Here is a 19,016-nt window from a genome sequence, read left to right as displayed (position 1 = left end):
CCTGAGTCATACCCCCAACCACTCCGCAAGCTGCAGATTCGTTTTCAACCTCAAACGCTGCTGAAGCATTCCCTCGAAAACACCTTCGACGGTGCGGCGTTGGCCAAGTAGCGGAAGCGCCGCTTCCGCCTCTGAAAAGAACTGCTCTTCACGCACCGACCCAAGTATCGCCTGATCCCACCAGTTCAGCACCCTCGGGCGTGACTGTTTCAGCAGCGAATCCGCAGGCAATTTTTCAGACTTCGCCGCATTGGCGGTATGAGTTGAAGGCATCAAGTTCCACAGATCGTTATTTTGCCAACGTGACCAGGGGAAACAGTGGTCCACGTCAAACCGCTTATCCTTCAGATTCCTCGCAGTCCAAATGCATTCGACTTTTCCGGTCTGGAGCTTCTGCTCAACAAGCTGACGAACCGTAGACGTATCGCGGCGGCCTTCAACCCATTGCAAACCCTGATGATAGACATCCATGGAATAACGCACGTCCCAGCCGCTCATCAACCCGATCCATTCATTCACAATCGCCGGCTCAATCCAACAGGCATAGCGACTGAACGCGTCCCACAAAAACGAGGGAACGCGGAAAGTACCGAATTGCGACAGCGTTGCCTTGTCCAGACGCGCCGGTTCGTTTTTGATGGTCACTCTGGCCGGGCCACCTTCAAAGATTGGGCGGTTACTGCCGGGCCAGGTTGTAAAATGTGCAGGGTTCTTGAGAATATTCGCGCAAGCGTCGCGAATAGCACGAAGCACCACCGGCGCGACATCGGCTGACAGCCGCATGCCTACCCGGAAATCCAGAGGGCTGAAATCCTGCAGTTTGAAGAAATCTTCCTTGGCAAATCCGTACCCACCCGCACCGGGCGCCTGCCTCAGGTGATGTTTTAGAATTAATGGGCGGTAAAGCATAATCCAGAACAGCCCGACTGCACCAAGCGGAAGTTCCACCCAGTCATCGCTTCGGTTAAGCGCCAAACCCGGCGCACCGTCAGCGATTCGAACAAGGGCACGAAGCAGTCCTAATTTATAAGTCGAGAATTTATTGTCATTAACGATGATGTGCCGAATCGTTGGCAGCGCACCGGTGCCATCGTCCGCCAACCGAAACGCAAATGTTTCCCAAGAAACCTCGGGGCGCTTCAGCTCATCATCATTGCGCCCGGTTGGCAACGCAACCGGAATCAACGCCCGATGCTTGGCAAATGCCTCCAGTTCTTCCCGGCTAACATCATAAAAAACACGCTCACCATCGCCGGGGCCGTGCCGAAGCGTAACCACCAGCATTCCTCCCGGCGCTAACAACTCAGCCAGGATTCGAAACGCTCGTTCACGAGCGGTTGGCGGGATATGCATCCAAACCGCAGAAATCAGAATCAGGTTAAAGCGATAACTCAGTTTTCGAACCTGATTAAGGTCTGGCAACTGGTCGTCAATCCACTGAACGCTTTTGTCTTTAGTCGCGTTCTGGCCGAGCTCCCGTAAACCCGCCGCAGGCTCCACCGCGACCACATCCCAACCGCGATCTGATAGCGCCGCAGCATCTCGGCCGCTGCCGGCGCCGACGTCCAGGGCCAAGCCGCTTTTGGCATCCAGCTGGGGCAGCCAGTCGCTGTGGACCTGTTCAAAAATCAGGGACTGGTATTGGCTGAAGAACTTTTTGGCATTCAAGTTGTAGGGCGCGTACGTCATGCCACCGCCAGCTTTGCCGCCTGTTGCCACATGAAGTTTGGCATCGGCGTGCGCAGTTTCCAAGTGATACTCATGGGCTGTGAGCCGGTGTGGGATACGTAACCAAGCTCACCGTAATTCACAAAACCCATCGTGCGACCGTATTCATCTTTCGCCTGTTCTCTCACAAACAGAAAGAGCCGCTTGTCGATGTTGCTGTGGTGAATATAGTCCCGCCCTCGCCCTCGGTCTGGCCGCGCGCTGTTTTGTGACTGCCAGTGAAATAGCCGCTCATTGATGGCGTAGTCGTGATACATGGTGGTCGGGGAAAATTGTTTTTCGTTTTTATCTAATGTGACAAATAAAAGCTCGATATTCTGGTCTTGAATCACGAAAACGCCCTCTCTGGACGGCGGCTGTTTCTCGAATGTTGTCGCACCAAACCCAACCAGAATTTGCTCCCGTGAATAGCGTGCGTGTAAACACAGTGGCACTTCCGGCAAGTCAGGCATGGCCGATTGCTCATGCTTCGTCTGCGCCAATTTCCAATCGAGAACGTCAACCAGCTCCCGATCTAGCCCCAACTTACCGAGTTCAACAAGGCTCTGTACCAGCGACTCAAACTCCAGGTCTGGCCCAGTTTTTTGCCAGAAATCATAATGGCACATGAGCACTCGACGACGATCGACCTCGTCCCAGCTAAAGCCAGCCCGACACAACGTTTTCAGGAACAGCAGGTACTGATGATCGTCGCACGTCAAAATTCGGCTATAGATCCCTTTTTTCGCCAGTTTGAACGGCAAGTCATCAGCAACCTCCCCGCCTTCGGCTTTGCTAACCAGCTCGGACCAGCTGCCGCGCTTGTACAGCTCATTCAGATCGATGTGAGGATGGTGCGTTATAAAATTCTTCAGGGTTAGTCTCTGAGTTGAGTGCTGGGGGAACTGGCGAATCAGAGACACCAAACATTTCATGGTCAGAGTGGCTTGGCGTATGTTGCTTAGCACCATTTCTTGTGTCTTCTTAGTCAGCTCAATCCGACAACCCAATGGCGCATGAGGAAAACCTTGTTTCAATTCCTCAGTGATCGAACGCTCAGACTTACCCACCAGCGCCCTGAATTTATTAGCAAAATCATACTCAGGCCGGGAGTTACCCACGAAATCCAGAACCGTACAGCACTCTTTGCCCTCAGAAAGGCGAAGACCGCGGCCAAGCTGCTGCAAGAAAATGGTCAAACTTTCCGTTGGGCGCAGAAATAACAGGGTGTCCACTTCCGGAATGTCGATACCTTCGTTGAAGATATCGACCACACACAACACGTTGATCTGCCCTGAACGGATGGCTTGCTGCTTTTGCTGCCGCTCATGGCTGTTGTCGCTGGTCAGCACATCAGCCTTTATGCCATTCAGCAGGCACTGCTGAACCATGAAGTTTGCGTGGTCACGGCTCACACAGAAGGCCAAGGCTTTCATACTTTTTATGTCTGTGACGATTTCTCGCAAACTGCGCAGTATTTTGTTCACACGACTGTGATTGTGGGTGTACAGGTTGGTGAGCTGCGCCACATCGTAGCGCCCCCGGCTCCATGGAATCGTGCGAAGGTCGGTATCGTCATCAATTCCAAAGTACTGAAAAGGGCAAAGATAGCGACGGTTGATCGCTTCCGGCAACCGCAGTTCAGCCGCTATGACACCCCCAAAATCGCACAGAATATCGCCACCGTCATGCCGCTCGGGTGTCGCAGTCAGCCCTAAAAGTATCGAAGGTGTAAAGTGTTCCAGGACCGCGCGGTAGCTTGATGCGGCGATATGGTGTACCTCATCGATCACAATGTAGTCGTAGTAATCCTCAGTCAGTTTCAGCTGGTCCAGCTGGTTATTTAAAGTTTGAATGGATACGAACAACTGGCGGTAATGATCGGGCAACTGCCCGCCAACCCAGAGCTCTCCGAAGGCGCTGTTTCTCAATACGCCCCGGTAAGCTTCACGGGCCTGTCGCAGGATTTCTTCCCGGTGGGCCACAAACAGAAAATTCGCATTCGGTTTTGCTTTCACAAATCGCTGGAAATCAAACGCCGAGATCAGCGTCTTTCCGGTACCTGTGGCCGCCACCACGAGGTTTCGAAAACGCTGGTGTACGTCTCTTTCAACAGACAGCTGCTCCAAGATATCCTTCTGATGTGGAAACGGCGTGATCTCGAAAAAATGGGATACGCTGAATTCACCCAATCCTTTTTGCTGTTTCAGTGCGCGCTTGAGCTTTTCGGCACTCTCAGCCTGCCCATCAAACCGCTCAAATTCGTCCGACGCCCAGTAAGTTTCGAAGGTGCTGAGAGATTTTTTGATGATGTGCGGAATTTCCTGAGACGTGATCTTCAGGTTCCACTCAAGGCCATTGGTAAGCGCAGAACGGGATAAGTTTGATGAACCAATGTAACCGGTATGAAAGCCTGTACTCCGGAGGAACAAGTAGCTTTTGGCGTGTAACCTTTCGCGTTCGGTGTTGTAGCTCAGCTTCACTTCGGTGTTTGGCAGGCTGGCCAGATACTCAACGGCTTTTGCATCCGTTGCTCCCATATAAGAGGTGGTGATGATTTTCAGCTCACGGCCACTGGCTGCGAATGCTTCCAGCTCTTTTCTGAAAATACGAATCCCGGCCCACTTAATAAATGATACCAGCCAGTAAATCCTGTCTGCTGACAGTATCTCGCGCTTAAGTTCGGACTCCAGCGATAGGCCTGCGTTGCTACCCGAGAACAGTTCACTCTGGGTTAGCCCGGTGAGAGGAAAAATATCTTCAACGTATTGCTTGAGGTTCGAAGCAACCGGGTTTTCCAATTCATACAGAGCGGTCAGAATCTTCCCTTGGCTATCAAGGAGGTTCTCTTCCAAAAAACCATTGTCCTGAATCTGCCCTTTTAGCCACATCAATAACTGGTTGGAAAGCTCGATTTGCGCCTGCAACCTGTCATCGCCCGAGGGTACCGAGTCAATGGCAAATTCAAGGACATTAGACAGAAAGCGTGACAGCCACACAGAGGCCTCTGTGCTATTTAACTGTCGCTCTCCAACGTAGAACTTTTCACGATTCAAGCGGCTTTGGATGAGCTTTGTGATTAGCTGCTCGTAGATTCCGGTTTGCTGTATCAATTGCATTCCCTGTTGGTGACGCCAAAAGCGTTTTGGGGTTATCCATCGTCATTGCAAAAATTAGTCGCTCTCAGCCCGGTGGCGATGTTTTAGTTGTTGATGGTATCTCTTAACTCCCAAGATGGTTCGCCGAGCCTCAGAAAACAAAGTTCTCTTTTTTCAAGCGCGTCTCCCCCCCCAAACCGATACCCACACAACTTCCCACCTTCCCCGCCAGCCACGCTGTAATCCAAACAAGCAATGTGCTCCGTCAGCGGCGCAGGCTCACCCCTAAGCCAATAGTGCCCGGCATCTGTAAACGGGTCGATCATGTTCATGTACTTTGGGTGCCAGCAGGCGTGAACGGCTTGTAGCTCCGGTAAATCAAGGTAAACGGACAGAGTTTTGAACCATTCGATCATGCTGTTGTGCAGCTCACTGCCCTCGCCCACCTGCTCCAGAAAGGCCTTGTGCTGGTTCCAGTTTTTATCGGTGCGGCGGCGCAGGTATTGTTCGGGGTTTTGCGGATCGGGCGTAGCCCAGGCAACTGCGTTGTACTCGTGGTTACCCATTACCGCCAAGGCATTTCCGCTTTCGACCATAGTGCGGGCAATGTGCACGGTTTCTATCTGCTCGGGGCCACGGTCTACAAACTAATATCGGTTACGGCCAGTTGCCGAGTCGGATAAGTTAGATTGTACTGATACTTGCACAGTATCACTATAATCTTAAGCCGTAGAAATCTGGGTCCGGATATCTGCCAAAAAGAGGAACACTCTGCCGATGTCCTACCCTATCGAACAAAAGCTCGTTATTGCGGTGGCGTCCAGCGCCCTGTTTGATTTGTCCAATTCCGACCGTGTGTTTCGCGAACAAGGTGAAAAAGCCTACCGGAAGTATCAGGAGACTCATCTGACCAAGCCGTTGCGAAAAGGCGTCGCCTTTCCGTTTGTAAAACGTTTTTTGAGTGTGAACCAAAAATTTCCAGAGCAGTGCCCGGTAGAAGTGGTCTTGCTTTCGCGAAACTCGGTCATTACCGGCAAACGAGTATTTCATTCTATTCATCACCACGGCCTGAATATCAGCCGCGCAGCCTTTCTGGAGGGCAAATCGCCCTATGCTTATATTCCAGCGTTCAATGCCTCGCTGTTTCTATCGGCCAATGCCAGCGATGTGTCGCAAGCGATAGACTACGGCCACCCGGCTGGTACGGTGTTACCCAGCAAAGTGGTGGATGATGAAGGTGACCCAGAGCTGCGCATAGCGTTTGATTTTGATGGTGTAATTGCGGATGACGCTTCAGAACGGGTATTCAAAGCCGGCTCGTTAGAGGATTTTCAAGAGCACGAGACGTCTCGCTCCCAAATTCCGCACAGCCCCGGCCCACTTGCGGATTTGTTTCGTAAGCTCTCGCACTTGCAAAAGCTGGAAGACCAGGCGGTGATGGACGATCCCGACTATCGACGGATATTGAGGATCGCCATCGTGACCGCCCGCAATGCGCCCTCCCATGAACGCGTGATTACAACCTTGGAACACTGGGGCGTGGATGCCAACGAAGTTTTCTTCTTGGGTGGAATGAAGAAAGACCGAATCCTGAAGGTGCTAAAGCCCCACATTTTTTTTGATGACCAACGATCGCACCTGCAATCCGATGCGGGAGATATTCCGATGGTTCATATCCCGTTTGGGGTGGCGAATATTCATGCAATTACACAGTCAAAATAAGGCTCAAAATGGCATTTCGATTTCGTAGAACAGTCTCAATTTTCCCCGGAGTTCGCATCAATCTTGGCAAGCGCGGGGTCAGCGTTTCTGCCGGTGTGCGTGGTGCCAATGTCACTTTGGGGCGGAACGGGCTTTATGGCAATGTGGGCATTCCCGGTTCCGGGATGTCTTATCGCAAAAGGCTGCTGAAGCAGAATAAAGCCTTTAACGCCGGGCGAAGCTCGAACTCGACAGCGTCACCGTTCGCTCGGCCAGCCGTAGCCGACGAGATTGCACAAATACAGCTGAATACAAAAACCGGCGACATTGCCATTCTGGATGCGGAGGGTAATGATCTGGGTGACCAGGCGCTGGAGATTGCAAAAACACACGCCCGGCAACACTTCGAAGATACTCTGCAGCAGCAGGTGAATAGCCATAACCGGATGATGGCAAGAATCATCAACATTCACTGGGATACTCCGGCGCCTGACCATTTCCCCACGCTGGTGGCAGAGCCTTTTGACGAACCCGAACCGCAAGCGCCAGCGTTACGGACACTGGATTGGCTAGCCTACCTTTGCCCTGCCCGGCGCAAAGCCTTTGCAGATTCCAATGAACGCAAGCGTCAGCGATATCAAAACCAGCATGAGCAGTGGACGCAAGAAAAGCTGGCGTTTGAGCAACGTGACGTTGCCCGAGCTACTCTTTACCAAAGCGCACGAACGGGAAACACCGCTGCTATGGAATCTGTGCTGGACGATCACATGCTGGATATTGACTGGCCACAGCAAACGGAACTGTCATTCGAGTTATCTGCGGATGGCAAAATGTTGATGCTGGATGTGGATTTACCGGAAATTGAGGACTTCCCCACCACCGAGTTACGTGTATACGAGCGCGGTATTGGCGTTTCGGTAAAAGAGCTTTCTGACACGGCCTCCCGAAAACTCTACATGGCTCATGTGCATGGCATGGGTATTCGGTTGGTTGGTGAGTGTTTTGCGTGCGCGCCTTCTGTTGAGGAAGTGATTCTGTCGGCCTTTACGCAGGTGGTCAGGGCCGACACTGGCCAAACCGAGGACAGGTATATTTATAGCGTGAAAGTGGGCCGTGGCGCCTGGACCCGTATTCACTTTGGTAATCTGCAAGCTGTGGATCCGGTTGCCGCTTTGGCAGCCTTCGAGTTGCGACGAGATATGACAAAAACAGGCATTTTCACTGCTATCAAACCTTGGTGATGTGATCAACGCCAGCGCCAAAGGGCGCCGGCTTTTACTGTGCTCAAGCGAATGGCGAAGGCGCCGCCTTGAACTCCGCATAAAGCTCTGGATGATCTTCCCGGAGCCGCGACAGGTTAGCTTTTGAGCTGTCTGGCAACATCTTGAGTAGGTCCTTTTGCTCCGCATCGGTCAGATGTTTACGAAGGAATGGAAACAGCTGTTCACGCTCGACCTTTAAGTAAGCGTGATGGGCATCGAGATAGGTTTTGAGGTCCTCGATAAAGCGCTCCATAGGCACCACGTGATCCATCAGGATCATATCGAGCGTCTCGGAAAGCAGGTTCAGGCGCTTACGCAAGGCTTGGTAATCATCGGCCATTCGATGGCTTAACGCCTCGGCTTCGGGCGCCTTGGCCAGCAGGTGTTCGCTGTGCAAACGCTCCAGAGGCATTATGAAGCCGTCCATGTATTCGAGGATGTAGTCCACCACCTCACGTATCAGATGAAAGTCTGGGCGCTCGCCCTGCGTCAGGCTTTTGTGCCTGATCAAGAGTACGTGCAGCAACCGAGCCATGCTGGCGTGATCGCGACGCAATTGGTTAAGACTGGCCATGATAAAGTTTCCTCTTCTGGTACGTAGCGGCTGTCCCCCATTATTGGCGGGTAAGATTCAAAAATAGACATTAGGCCACCATGGCCAGTTCCTGTTCAGGAGTAATTCTTTCGGGATCCATATTGGATTGTTAGTTATTGTAATACCAGAGCCAGCGGGCGGCGTAAATCTGAACTTGCTCTTTGCTCCTGAACAAGATGCCTATTTGTCGCCTATTTTTGAAATTAACCGGTAATAAAAAGCTGAATTTACAAGAAAACTTGAATCCAGGCATTAAACAGCCGCTAAGCCACATCAAGTCGACTGCAGGTGGCGTACGGTTACCCAACGCATGGCGCTGGACCACCCTGATCGAGTTCTAAAGGCCTGTATAATGGACATCGCACCGACTCTCCATATGTTCCGCAACACGGACCAGAACTTTGCCACCGGCTATTATCACTGGTTTTTCCTGATTCAGCCGAATGGCCTGCCCGAACACCTGATCGGCGCCGATCCGGGTTATTATCTGACTGGGAAACTGAAACACTGGAGCGCACCGGGAGCCGTACTTTCTAACGAGACGGTGGCCGAATACATCCGTTGCTTTAGCAAACCCGAAGCCGTTATCGCCGAGTTGCTGGCATTTTTTAATCCAATTCACGAGTGATATCTTTGAAAATTCTGTTGCTGTTGATTGTTCTGATTCTCACCGGTATCGGTGTATACCATGTTTTAAAACCACTGCCTCCAGGGCTGAGTTTCCAAGGGCCTGAGCGCCCTTTAATTGATGCCCGGTTGTTTACCGATCTGACCTATCGGGACGCCAGCGACGGTGTACAGCTAGAACACACCATCTTTGATGAGATCTTCCGGCTGATCGCCCAGGCCGAAAAGCTGATCGTATTGGACATGTTCCTGTTCAACGATAGCAGGCCCGACGACAGTTACCGGCCACTGTCGGAGCAATTGACCAGCGCTCTGATAACCCGCAGCCAGCAGGTGGAGGATATCCGCATTGTCGTTATCACCGATCCGCTGAATACCTTTTACGGAGGCCGCAAGTCGCCCTATTTCGAGCGTCTGAAGGACGCTGGTATCCCGGTGACAGAGACCGCCCTCGGCCAGCTCAGAGATTCCAACCCAATATGGTCAGCGGGCTGGCGCCTTTGTTGCCAGTGGCTGGGAAACTCGGATACCTCTGGCTGGCTGCCAAATCTGCTGGATGATGGCGAAGTCACCTTGCGCAGCTACCTGGCGTTGCCGAATTTCAAGGCCAACCACCGCAAGGTTCTGATCGTGGATGAAGGCAACCGTTTCCGAGGCCTGATTACCTCCGCCAACCCTCACGATGGCAGCAGTAAGCACAGCAATGTGGCCTTGAGCTTTGCTGGCCCCGCGGTGAACGATTTACTCGCCAGCGAGCAGGCCGTGCTGGCACTTTCCGATGCCAGGCTGAACCTGGCCCCGGACGTTTCGCCCAACACCTTCGGCGGCCAAGATGAGAGCGCTGTCGGCAGCGTGGTTACGGAACAAAAAATTCTCGAATCAGCGCTGACAATGATTAATTCAGCGCGCCAAGATTCGAAGTTGGACCTGGCCATGTTTTACCTCTCCCACCGTGAACTGGTGACAGCGTTTATCGATGCTCACGACCGGGGCGTCGAGGTTCGGGCTTTGCTGGACCCGAACAAGGAAGCTTTCGGTCATGAAAAAAGTGGCATTCCCAATCGCCAGGTCGCGATGGAATTAACGCGGGCAGGCATCCCCGTCCGCTGGTGTAATACCCATGGTGAGCAGTGCCATAGCAAGATGCTGATTCGTCGTGACACCAATGATCAGGGGCAGCTACTGATGGGCTCGGCAAACTTCACTCGTCGCAACCTGAATGACCTGAATCTTGAGACTGACATCCTCATTCGGGGCTTGACTAAAACCCCGTTAATAGAGCAGGCCCAGGCCTTCTTTGACCGCCAATGGCAAGCCGGGCCCGCCACAACTCCGGTGCTGAGTCTGCCTTACGAAGCTTATGCCGACCACTCACGAATTAGGTACTGGCGTTACCGGTTGATGGAGGCAACCGGGTTATCGACATTCTGAGGCATCATCCCTTAACGGATGGTAACTCGCTTTTGTCGCCCGCCCATTGAAAACCTTTTCGTTGGGGAGCAACGTATCTGTCAGAGCATTTCGACTATCAAAGATATGGAGGTCCTATGTACCTGTCAGCGCAGATCAGCTACTACCCTTTGACGGACGACTACAAAGCGCCCGTTAAAGACATCGTCAAACGCCTCGAGCTCAGTGGGCTGGAAGTGCATGCCAACCGGATGAGTACGCAGATCTTCGGTGAATTTGAAGACGTAATGAGCGCTTTTTCAGAGATCATGAAATGGTCATTCGAGACCTACGGAAAAGCCGTGTTTGTCCTAAGCATCCCCATAATTGAAATTAGGGGGTTTTATGGCGCCCAAATGGTTCGGGGTCTCCCGGTTCTCGCTTGGCTCTCACCAAGCTACACCTCCGGGCCGTAGCCGAACCGACGCCACTCTAAAAGACGAATCGCTCCGACGGAGTTACCGTGGGAAGAACAAGAGTTCCGCCGCTCGCAATTTGTATTTGACGACACCAGCCCGTCCTCTCTAGTAGCTGCTTCACAACCGGCCAGCGATGATTTAACTGGCTTGACTGGTGTCCGTTTTCGGCAACGCACAAGGCCAAAAAGGCCGAGTACATATCTCGTTGAACAATGACGGAGCTTTCCGTTATCTCGGCGGCTTTGCCGCCGAGAATATGCCATCGTTCGCTGAGTTGTTTTTTGTGGCATTCGCCGCTGACATGATCGTACTGCGACATCTTCAAGCTCCAGGTATTCAGTTCCAAAAGTTGACCACCGGCGCTTTCAGCCTTGCGGTTTAGCCTCTGCATGAACGCACTGGGCGCTTTGACTTTGACACTTTTTCCGTACAATTTTTGCCACGCCTTGTACGACAGTTTTTCGGCTTTGAGGACGTTGCCCAAACGCATTACGGTGTTGCCCAGCTCTCCGTGGGAACGCTTTCGCTCATCGGTCAGTTTGCGCTCGCTTTCTGCCAGTGCGTGTTTCAGCTCCCGATAATTCTTGGACACCACCGTGACTCTGGCGCCTTTTTTCCAGGTGCCATTGGCGTTGTAGCAGTGAGGGTTTGTCGCTCGCCGCGAACGATCCATGGCTCTCTGAATACGGCGAATCTCTTTCCAGGGTTGGTTGATGGTGGGGCAAAACTTGAACAGTTCAGCACCGGATTCTGATACCACGGCCACGGTAGAGGGACCAACATCCAAGCCCACTTCTCGTCCGGGCTGGGTCGTATTCTTTTCTTTAGCCGGCGTTAGGCCGGTTTGCGCAAGCTGGAGATACCAGCGGCGTTTTCCTTTGACCGTTCGCCACACAATCCGGCAGAATTTAGTGGCAGCTTCCAGCGCTTTTTCAAGCCAAACGTCTTTTCCTTTTGGTGGGTATTTTACCGCCATCACCAATCCGGCCCATTCCACCACGCCCAGTTCGGCGCGGTACCGAATGCCTGCTTTGTTGGTTTTTCCGGTGAAGGATTTTAGCGGTCGTTTAGCGTTCTTGAAGCGCGGGCGGCCGCGTTTACCAAAACTGTATTGCTCAGCCGAATCAAACGCGGTTTCAGCAATGCGCTGGGTTTCGTTCGCACTTAACCGGCTTTTCCGGCCAGCGGCATTTTTACAGCCGGTGGCAAAAGCGGAAACCGAAGCTGAGGTAAAATGATGCGCCTTAATGGCCGAACCAAATGCGGCGGATCGTTCTTTGGCTTTCAGTTTTCTAGCCGCCTGCCACGCCTTCGATTCGCGCATCAACCCCAGGCGTCGCAGGGCTTCGCCCAGCGCCGCGTTATACAGTCGAGTGCCGGCCAATAGGCGAGCGGTAAGCTGCCGTTCGGTGTTGTCGCACACGGACAGCGGCAGTTCGACAATAAAGGTTGGGGTTTTTGCGCGTTTCATACGTTTTTCTGGTTCTCAATGTACTGCTTAACGATTTCAAGCGGAGCGCCGCCTACGGTGCTCACAAAGTACGAATTGCTCCACAAGGTCGGTAGGCGCGATTTGAGCGCGGGAAACTCCGCTCTCAGCGTTCTGGATGAAACCCCCTTCATGGATTTGATCAGTTTATGGACACCGTATTGCGGATCAACTTCGACTAGCAAGTGAACGTGATCGGGCATAACCTCCAGCTCCAATATCTCAGAATCATGATTATTGGCTATGTCCTGTATAATCTCTTTTAGGCGATGTTCTATTTGATCCACAAGCACGGGTCTTCGGTACTTTGGACACCAAATAACGTGGTACTTACAGGAATACACCACGTTGTTGTTTGACTTGTATCTTACTTTAAATTCGCTCATGGAAAGAGTATACACGTATTAGCTACTAACTAAACCTAAAATACTATTTTTTGCGACGTTTCCCTCCCCATAAATGAATTTAGGGGCTTCCCGCTTTTTTTTGGTGAACTTTATAGAAGGAGACCGTCGGCCACGGTCATAGCAGAGCAACAGGCCAGATCACGGGACCTACCGGGCTTGTTGCTGGAAAAGCGCCACATCTTTGGCCGGTATCTCGAAATTCAACCCCAGATTTTGCGCCAACCAAGCCATGGTGCGCTCCCGATAGAACACCACATGAGTCGGGTCACGCCGATAAGACCCACAATGGACAAGCACAACAGAAGGAAGGATATAGGGACAAGCATCTCCAAACAGTTCATCTGGGTGTCTGGGTTGCTCATGGTACTGCGCTTTTCCTTGGTGTTTATCGGAATGACTGTGATTTGAGCGTTGCAAGCGATCAGGGTTGTTCAGGCTTGGCTGGGTAATCTGCTTCTTTCCAGAACGACCATTTGCGCCCGTGTTTCGACTGCAAGTGGCGGATGTATGACTGGGCATCACTCAACCCGTGGTAATCATTGATTTCGTTATCAAGCGCCAGGGCATTGCCGTTGGCTTCGAAGGTACGAAGCCAGATTTGAAGGGCAGTGTAATAGTAAAATATGAGCCCATTATGGTGATGAACCAGTAGCTCCCGCTTGAGTTGATCGGTCTGGCCTTTTTGCTGTAACCACAGGGTTGGCCCCCTTAGCTTGCTCCGGTGTGGCGACATAGCATGACAGAATGTTAGCGTCGGGATTCTTTGCTGGCTGCATAAATTGTGAGCAGTAACTCACGGTCGTCGATGAGGCGATACTCGGGCTCCTTGCCGCTCAGCTCGGTACTGCGGTGGACGATTTTGGGCACGCCTTCTCCCCGCCGTTCAATCAACGCCTGGCGGCCTGCTTCTTCCCGGGCCTGATAGTAGCGACTCAACAAGTTTACCAATGCCTCGTTGCGGGTGACGGTGTTCTCCATCAAACCATCGATGGTAAGGCTGTTGGAAAGCTCGCCCGGGGAGTAGAGTTCCAGGCGGTCTGCAAATAGGTGTAAACGGATACGCCGACCGGTCATGGAGTAGTCTCGGTGCGCAACCGCATTGACTACGGCTTCGAAAATCGCCCCCAGATCGTATTGCGGAATATCGACCCGGCCGATTTGTTTTTTGGCTTCTATGCGCATGTTCCGTTTAACGAAATCCACCGCACCGTTGATTTGTTGGTCTATGGGGCCGGTGTAATCCTGTGCGTCGAGCTGGTCTTCCGCGTCCCGCGCGGTGCCGCTATAAAACACGCATTGGACATAGGCATTGTTCAACCACTGGGTGGGATCAGGCGTAAGCAGCAGTACGCCACAGACCGATAGGCCTTCGTCGTAGTCGTCTTTAGCGGTCAAATGCAGCTTGTGAAGCTGCTCTTTCTCGGGCGTATTCGGTTTCAAAAAACGCTGTTTCAAAGATTTATCAATATCTTCGACTTGGGTCCCCGGCACCAGGGCTTCGTCGAATCGGATCAGCCGTGCCTGAGAACGCTGTTGAAATAAGCGTGCAAGGACTTCCGGTTTCATTTCCTGCTTGGTGGAGCCGACACGCTGGTAGTAACGCCCCGCACTTTGGTGTACCGAGATGCTTCTTGAGATGTCGACCACACCCAACACAAGTCGTCCGCCCTGGCCATTGGCGAAGGCGGCAATTTCATGGGCCATTTTATCCCGGTTTGGATCTTTGGGCCGTTCACCCTCATAAGTGACGGCTTTGAATTCAATACTGGAGTCTTCGCCCAGGCGAATATGAAACAACAGGTCTTTGACGAGTTTTTCCTGATCCATCTTGATGTCTCGTTAAGGCTCAATGAGTTAGAGTCCAGCGAATGGTGAATAGATTTCTCACCTCGCAGGTCAATTCCAGCTTTTCGGCAACCTCATCCAGCAGGCGGTCTTCTTCTTGCTCAATGACTTTTCTGGATTCGTGGTATTCATGCAAAGCATCGTCTCGCTTGCGCTCCAGCTTTCTCAGCTCTTTTTTCGCCTGGATCTTTTCAGCCGTGGATGCCAGTTGTCGCGACGCTTTCTTTAGCTGATGAATGTCTTCAGCCAGCTCATCCACGGTTTCCATCAAGACTTTGCGCCGGTCGTCGGCCCAGCGCTCCAGCTTGTCGGACTCCTGCTCCAGATAGTTATCAAGTTCGGCTTCGGTCTGGAGGGTTTGTTCGTCAATCACCTGGGCTTGATAGTCGGCAAATTCATTTTCATCGATGATCCGTTCCAACGACTTCGAATACGCCGGAACAAAGAGCAGGTGCTCGGCATTTCCCGGCGTGAGCAACTCGCCAGAGTCAGTTTTCGCCAAAACAACCAGTTGGTTTTTTACGTCCTTTCCTCGATTATAAGAAAAGCGAATCTCAAAAGCGGTCAAGGTTCCAGAATGGCCCAGATACACCTTTAGCGCAGCATACTGGCCTTCCATTTGATCATACTGAAAGATCAGATGCGCTGACTCCAACCGATAGCTTTTTGCTTTGCGGACAAGCTCCCAGGCAAGATGATGCTTTGTCGCTTGCAGACGAAAGAATTCCGAGTTGTTCTGTTCGACCAGAGGCCAGCTTAAGTCATACCGTTGGCCGTCCAGGACAAAATGATTGGTATTGAAAATTGCTGCTGGCAGTTCTGCTCTCGCTAAATCCAGTAGGACCCGCTCATACTCCTGAAGAAAGTCGTTACTTTCGTCGCGCAGTGTTCTCAGCGTTGCCACAACATCACGGTCAAAATCGTTTAGCAGGGTCTGTCGGGCTTCAGCCTCTCTGACGTCCAGAATGTCCTTTAGACTCTCTTGTAATTGATCGAACTCTTGCTCAATCTCCGCGTCTGTTCGGCACTTCTGGTAAATATCATAGATACGGCGTTCTATGTCGATGTTGCCTTCGATGGCCCCTAATATTTCGTCCGACGCCCCAAACACCCCTTCGAATAACTTGAGTTTCTCGTTAAGCAGCTGAAACACGCGTTGGTCGGCCGGGTTTTTGCGGTTAACAAAGTTCACAACGACCACGTCATTTTTCTGGCCGTAGCGATGCACCCGGCCAATACGCTGTTCCACCTTCTGAGGGTTCCAGGGCAGGTCGTAATTAATCAGTACAGAGCAGAACTGCAGGTTGATACCTTCGCCGCCGGCTTCGGTGGAAACAAGAATATCTGCTTTTTCACTCTTGAAACAATCGACCAGTGCGGCCTTCATATCCGCCGGTTTTGAGCCACTAATCCGCGCCGATCCACGGTGTTCTTCCAACCATTCTTTGTAGATGGCTTTCGAGCGCGAGTCTGCGTTGGACCCGTTCAAGAGCACCGTTCGACCGCGATAATCGTTGCCTTCAAGCAAATCGTTTAAATACCGTTGCGTTCTGCATGACTCGGTGAACACAACGGCCTTTCGCTGACCTCCCAGGCTTTCAGTCATCGCCATGGCCTTTTCAAGCACCGTCAGAAGGGCGTTACCTTTTGCGTTTTCACTAATGTTTTGCGCTAAGGATTGAAACTCCGTTAACTGCTCAATCTCGTGCTGAAGTCTATCTGTTTTTGTAGTTGCCTGGGTCTCATCATCTCCAAATTCAGCATCCAGCCAGTCATCTGCTTCTTCGATGTCCGAAAGAGCTTCTTCATTTAGCAACTGTTTGTCTTTCAGGCGCTCGACCATCCCCTTCAACGTATCGGCCACAGCAAAGGAGGATGAAGCCAGGATCTTCCGAAGGCCCATACTGACCAGGTGCTTTGCTTGATGGCTAATCGCCTGAATATTCGGGTCCTGCAAGTAATGGGAGAGTTTCTGATACAACTCCCACTCTTCAGGCAGAGGCGTAAAGTCCTGAGTAAGAGAGTAGCGGTTAGTGAAACTGATGCCCCCTTCTTGTTGCACCTGACGCCGCAAAGTACGGTGACACAGGGGCTCTATCCGCTGTTTAAGGTCCTCCAGAGCTTGTTTGTCATTCTGACGGTTAACGTAGAGCTTCCGGAAGGATTTGGCATCACCAAAATAATGGGCGTCGATTACCTGACTCAGACCATAGAGTTCCATTAGCTTATTTTGAATAGGCGTGGCCGACAGCAAAACGCGGCTATCGGCATACTGAGTCGCTTCAACAATGGTCTTCGCCCGTTTACTGCCTGAATTCTGATAGATGTTGCGAAGTTTATGGGCTTCATCAAAGACTACTAAATGCCAATCGACGAGCTGCACCTTTTCTTTCTGGCGCGCAACATACTCATATGAGCAGATTACAATCTTGCATTCATGGGAGAACGGGTTGTGGATGGCCTCTTTCTTGAGTGCAGCGGCAACCTTGCTGTCAATGATGATTGAAGGCAGCTCAAACTTGTCTTGTAGCTCCTGACTCCACTGCTTACGAAGTGACGCTGGGACGACCAAAAGTATATTCCGCTTACCCTCAGCCCACTTCTGGGCCATCACTAAACTGGCTTCAATGGTTTTACCCAGACCAACTTCGTCAGCGAGTAAAACCCCTTTTTCCAGAGGGGATTTCAGGGCAAACCTGGCTGCCTCAATCTGATGGGGATTCATATCAACACGAGCAGATGCCATCGCCCGGGAGACCCGATTTTCAACTTTTCCGGTTTGGGTAAGCCAGTTCGCGAAGTAGGCACTTTGATGAGGTGTAAACATGATCAATCTCTACCCTCTGTCCGGGCTTGGTGACTGAGCCAATCATCGATAGCCTGCTTTCCAAAGCGCCATTGTTTGCCAAGCTTTTGCCCTGGTATACGCCCTTCCTGAGCCAGTTTATAAACGGTCGATTTGGAGATCTTCAAATAGTTCGCCAGCTCCTCCAGAGTCATAATCTGGTCCGTTTGATTGTTTTTCATTGTTTTTACCAGTATTTCACAGTTTTTGGAGTATAGCGCCTTCCGGTTAGCGACCCAAGTCCAGAGGACTATTCGCTCGCACCGTTTGTTCCGAGCCACCAGTGAGGAAAATCAAAACAGGGTTGGCGGGTCGATCAGATATCGTTGCAAGGATACGACAGTCAGACGATACGCGCTCAACCAGATACTGCGGAGGCTTGGGATGAGGTTAACGATTTGTTCTACGGTGGCACCCGGCCCAATCCAGTGAACCAACGAAACCACTTTCCTGATAGAATTGGCAGCTCAAAAAGCAGGCAACATCCAGCAGGAAGTGAGTATTACCGTGCCTTCAGAAAACACCGCAAAATTCGTTCAAGCTCCTAAGCCAATCAGCGCGGAACCCTCCCGCCGCTTCTGCGTTGCGCCAATGATGGAATGGACAACCCCGCATTATCGTTACATGGCGCGCCAGCTCAGCAAGCACGCACTGCTGTACACCGAGATGGTCACGACCGGCGCGTTGATTCACGGCGATACCGAACGGTTTTTGCACCACAACGCGGCAGAATATCCGCTGGCGTTGCAGTTAGGTGGCAGCAATGCCGGTGAACTGGCGCATTGTGCCGGCCTGGCGCAGCAATTCGGGTTTAGCGAGGTGAATCTGAATGTGGGCTGCCCCAGTGACAGGGTGCAGAACAATATGATTGGCGCCTGCCTGATGGGCCATCCGGATATCGTGGCGGCGGGCTTTAAGGCGATGCAGGCAGCTACGGATATTCCGGTAACGGTGAAACACCGCGTTGGTATTAATGGCCGCGAATCCTGGGATGAGCTGTGCGGGTTTATTGACACGGTGGCAGCTGCGGGCTGCAAAACCTTTATTGTTCACGCCCGCATAGCGGTACTGGAAGGGCTTAGCCCGAAAGAAAACCGCGATGTGCCGCCGTTGAAGTACGATTGGGTGTATCGCTTGAAAGCCAAGTATCCGCAGCTGGAAATCATCATTAACGGTGGCATAAAAACCGTGGATGAATGCCACCAGCATCTGGCCCATACCGATGGCGTTATGCTGGGCCGCGAGGCGTACCATAACCCGTGGATTCTGACGCAAGTAGACAGCGAATTTTTCGGCGAGCCGGAAAAGGCTGTTAGCCGCCATGAATCTCTGGAAGCCATGTACCCGTTTATTGAACAAGAGCTGGCGCGCGGCGTGTATTTGGGCCATATTTCCCGACACATGCTGGGATTGTTCCACGGGGTTCCTGGTGGGCGCCAATTCCGCCGCTACATCAGCGAAAATGCCCACAAACCGGGCGCCGGGCTAGATGTTTTGCGCGAGGCCCTGGCCAAGGTTCCACAAACGGGAATTGCCACCGTATTTACCGAAGCGTAATGCCATTTAATGGCT

Annotated in this window: 16 protein-coding genes; 6 read left to right on the top strand and 10 right to left on the bottom strand. The window is 52.0% G+C overall.

The features are described 5' to 3' along the window. Window positions 1-6: 6 nt before the first annotated feature. From ATI45_RS00325 to ATI45_RS00315, 3 genes are all read right to left on the bottom strand, one after another. Entirely contained in the window at window positions 7-1,752 is a 1,746-nt protein-coding gene (locus ATI45_RS00325; RefSeq protein WP_228735895.1) for a methyltransferase domain-containing protein, read from the bottom strand. Then, complete coding sequence (locus ATI45_RS00320; RefSeq protein WP_098421592.1) at window positions 1,686-4,817, bottom strand: DUF3427 domain-containing protein; 3,132 nt, start codon at window positions 4,815-4,817, stop codon at window positions 1,686-1,688. The genes ATI45_RS00325 and ATI45_RS00320 overlap by 67 nt, the downstream gene beginning before the upstream one ends. Window positions 4,818-4,909: 92 nt before the next feature. Beyond that, window positions 4,910-5,419: a hypothetical protein gene (locus tag ATI45_RS00315; protein ID WP_228735893.1), complete on the bottom strand. Its 510-nt coding sequence runs from the start codon at window positions 5,417-5,419 to the stop codon at window positions 4,910-4,912. A 163-nt stretch (window positions 5,420-5,582) separates the two neighbouring features. Between ATI45_RS00315 and ATI45_RS00310 the strand changes: the two genes are divergently transcribed. Then, complete coding sequence (locus tag ATI45_RS00310; RefSeq protein ID WP_098417786.1) at window positions 5,583-6,527, top strand: 5'-nucleotidase; 945 nt, start codon at window positions 5,583-5,585, stop codon at window positions 6,525-6,527. An 8-nt stretch (window positions 6,528-6,535) separates the two neighbouring features. Further along, on the top strand, window positions 6,536-7,747 hold the full coding sequence (locus ATI45_RS00305) for a DUF4236 domain-containing protein (protein ID WP_098417785.1): 1,212 nt from the start codon (window positions 6,536-6,538) through the stop codon (window positions 7,745-7,747). A gap of 43 nt (window positions 7,748-7,790) precedes the next feature. On the opposite strand, the gene ATI45_RS00300 is transcribed toward ATI45_RS00305, so the two are convergent. Beyond that, window positions 7,791-8,342, bottom strand: a complete 552-nt coding sequence (locus ATI45_RS00300) for a hemerythrin domain-containing protein (protein ID WP_098417784.1) — start codon at window positions 8,340-8,342, stop codon at window positions 7,791-7,793. Between the two features lie 373 nt (window positions 8,343-8,715). On the opposite strand from ATI45_RS00300, the gene ATI45_RS00295 reads away from it, so the two are divergent. The 3 genes from ATI45_RS00295 (at window position 8,716) to ATI45_RS00285 (ending at window position 10,855) form a co-directional block, all read left to right on the top strand. Next, entirely contained in the window at window positions 8,716-8,991 is a 276-nt protein-coding gene (locus ATI45_RS00295; RefSeq protein WP_179888365.1) for a hypothetical protein, read from the top strand. After that, window positions 8,988-10,421, top strand: coding sequence for a phospholipase D family protein (locus tag ATI45_RS00290; RefSeq protein ID WP_228735892.1), 1,434 nt, complete (start codon window positions 8,988-8,990; stop codon window positions 10,419-10,421). Before ATI45_RS00295 ends, ATI45_RS00290 begins: the two co-directional genes overlap by 4 nt. Window positions 10,422-10,537: 116 nt before the next feature. Then, a complete protein-coding gene (locus ATI45_RS00285; protein WP_098417783.1) occupies window positions 10,538-10,855 on the top strand; it encodes a YkoF family thiamine/hydroxymethylpyrimidine-binding protein in 318 nt (105 codons plus the stop codon). A gap of 16 nt (window positions 10,856-10,871) precedes the next feature. Here ATI45_RS00285 and ATI45_RS00280 read toward each other — a convergent pair whose 3' ends face one another. From ATI45_RS00280 to ATI45_RS00250, 6 genes are all read right to left on the bottom strand, one after another. Next, window positions 10,872-12,329: a transposase gene (locus ATI45_RS00280; RefSeq protein WP_098417782.1), complete on the bottom strand. Its 1,458-nt coding sequence runs from the start codon at window positions 12,327-12,329 to the stop codon at window positions 10,872-10,874. Next, on the bottom strand, window positions 12,326-12,733 hold the full coding sequence (tnpA, locus tag ATI45_RS00275; protein WP_036185953.1) for an IS200/IS605 family transposase: 408 nt from the start codon (window positions 12,731-12,733) through the stop codon (window positions 12,326-12,328). Before tnpA ends, ATI45_RS00280 begins: the two co-directional genes overlap by 4 nt. A 442-nt stretch (window positions 12,734-13,175) precedes the next feature. Then, window positions 13,176-13,487, bottom strand: a complete 312-nt coding sequence (locus ATI45_RS22115) for a hypothetical protein (RefSeq protein WP_098417781.1) — start codon at window positions 13,485-13,487, stop codon at window positions 13,176-13,178. Window positions 13,488-13,501: 14 nt separating this feature from the next. Continuing rightward, window positions 13,502-14,581: an ATP-binding protein gene (locus ATI45_RS00260; protein ID WP_098417780.1), complete on the bottom strand. Its 1,080-nt coding sequence runs from the start codon at window positions 14,579-14,581 to the stop codon at window positions 13,502-13,504. A 19-nt stretch (window positions 14,582-14,600) separates the two neighbouring features. Beyond that, window positions 14,601-17,426 carry an SNF2-related protein gene (locus ATI45_RS00255; RefSeq protein ID WP_098417779.1) on the bottom strand — a complete coding sequence of 942 codons (2,826 nt, stop codon included), beginning with the start codon at window positions 17,424-17,426 and terminating at the stop codon, window positions 14,601-14,603. 2 nt (window positions 17,427-17,428) lie between these two features. Continuing rightward, window positions 17,429-17,626, bottom strand: a complete 198-nt coding sequence (locus ATI45_RS00250; RefSeq protein ID WP_018405284.1) for a helix-turn-helix domain-containing protein — start codon at window positions 17,624-17,626, stop codon at window positions 17,429-17,431. A gap of 409 nt (window positions 17,627-18,035) precedes the next feature. On the opposite strand from ATI45_RS00250, the gene dusA reads away from it, so the two are divergent. Further along, window positions 18,036-19,001 (top strand): tRNA dihydrouridine(20/20a) synthase DusA, encoded by a 966-nt coding sequence (gene dusA / locus ATI45_RS00245; RefSeq protein WP_267284068.1) that lies wholly within the window; start codon window positions 18,036-18,038, stop codon window positions 18,999-19,001. Window positions 19,002-19,016: the final 15 nt, after the last annotated feature.

The organism is Marinobacter sp. LV10MA510-1, from assembly GCF_002563885.1.
Lineage (GTDB): Bacteria > Pseudomonadota > Gammaproteobacteria > Pseudomonadales > Oleiphilaceae > Marinobacter.
Note: the sequence above shows the minus strand (reverse complement) of the source record. Positions and strands in the feature narration are given on the sequence as shown.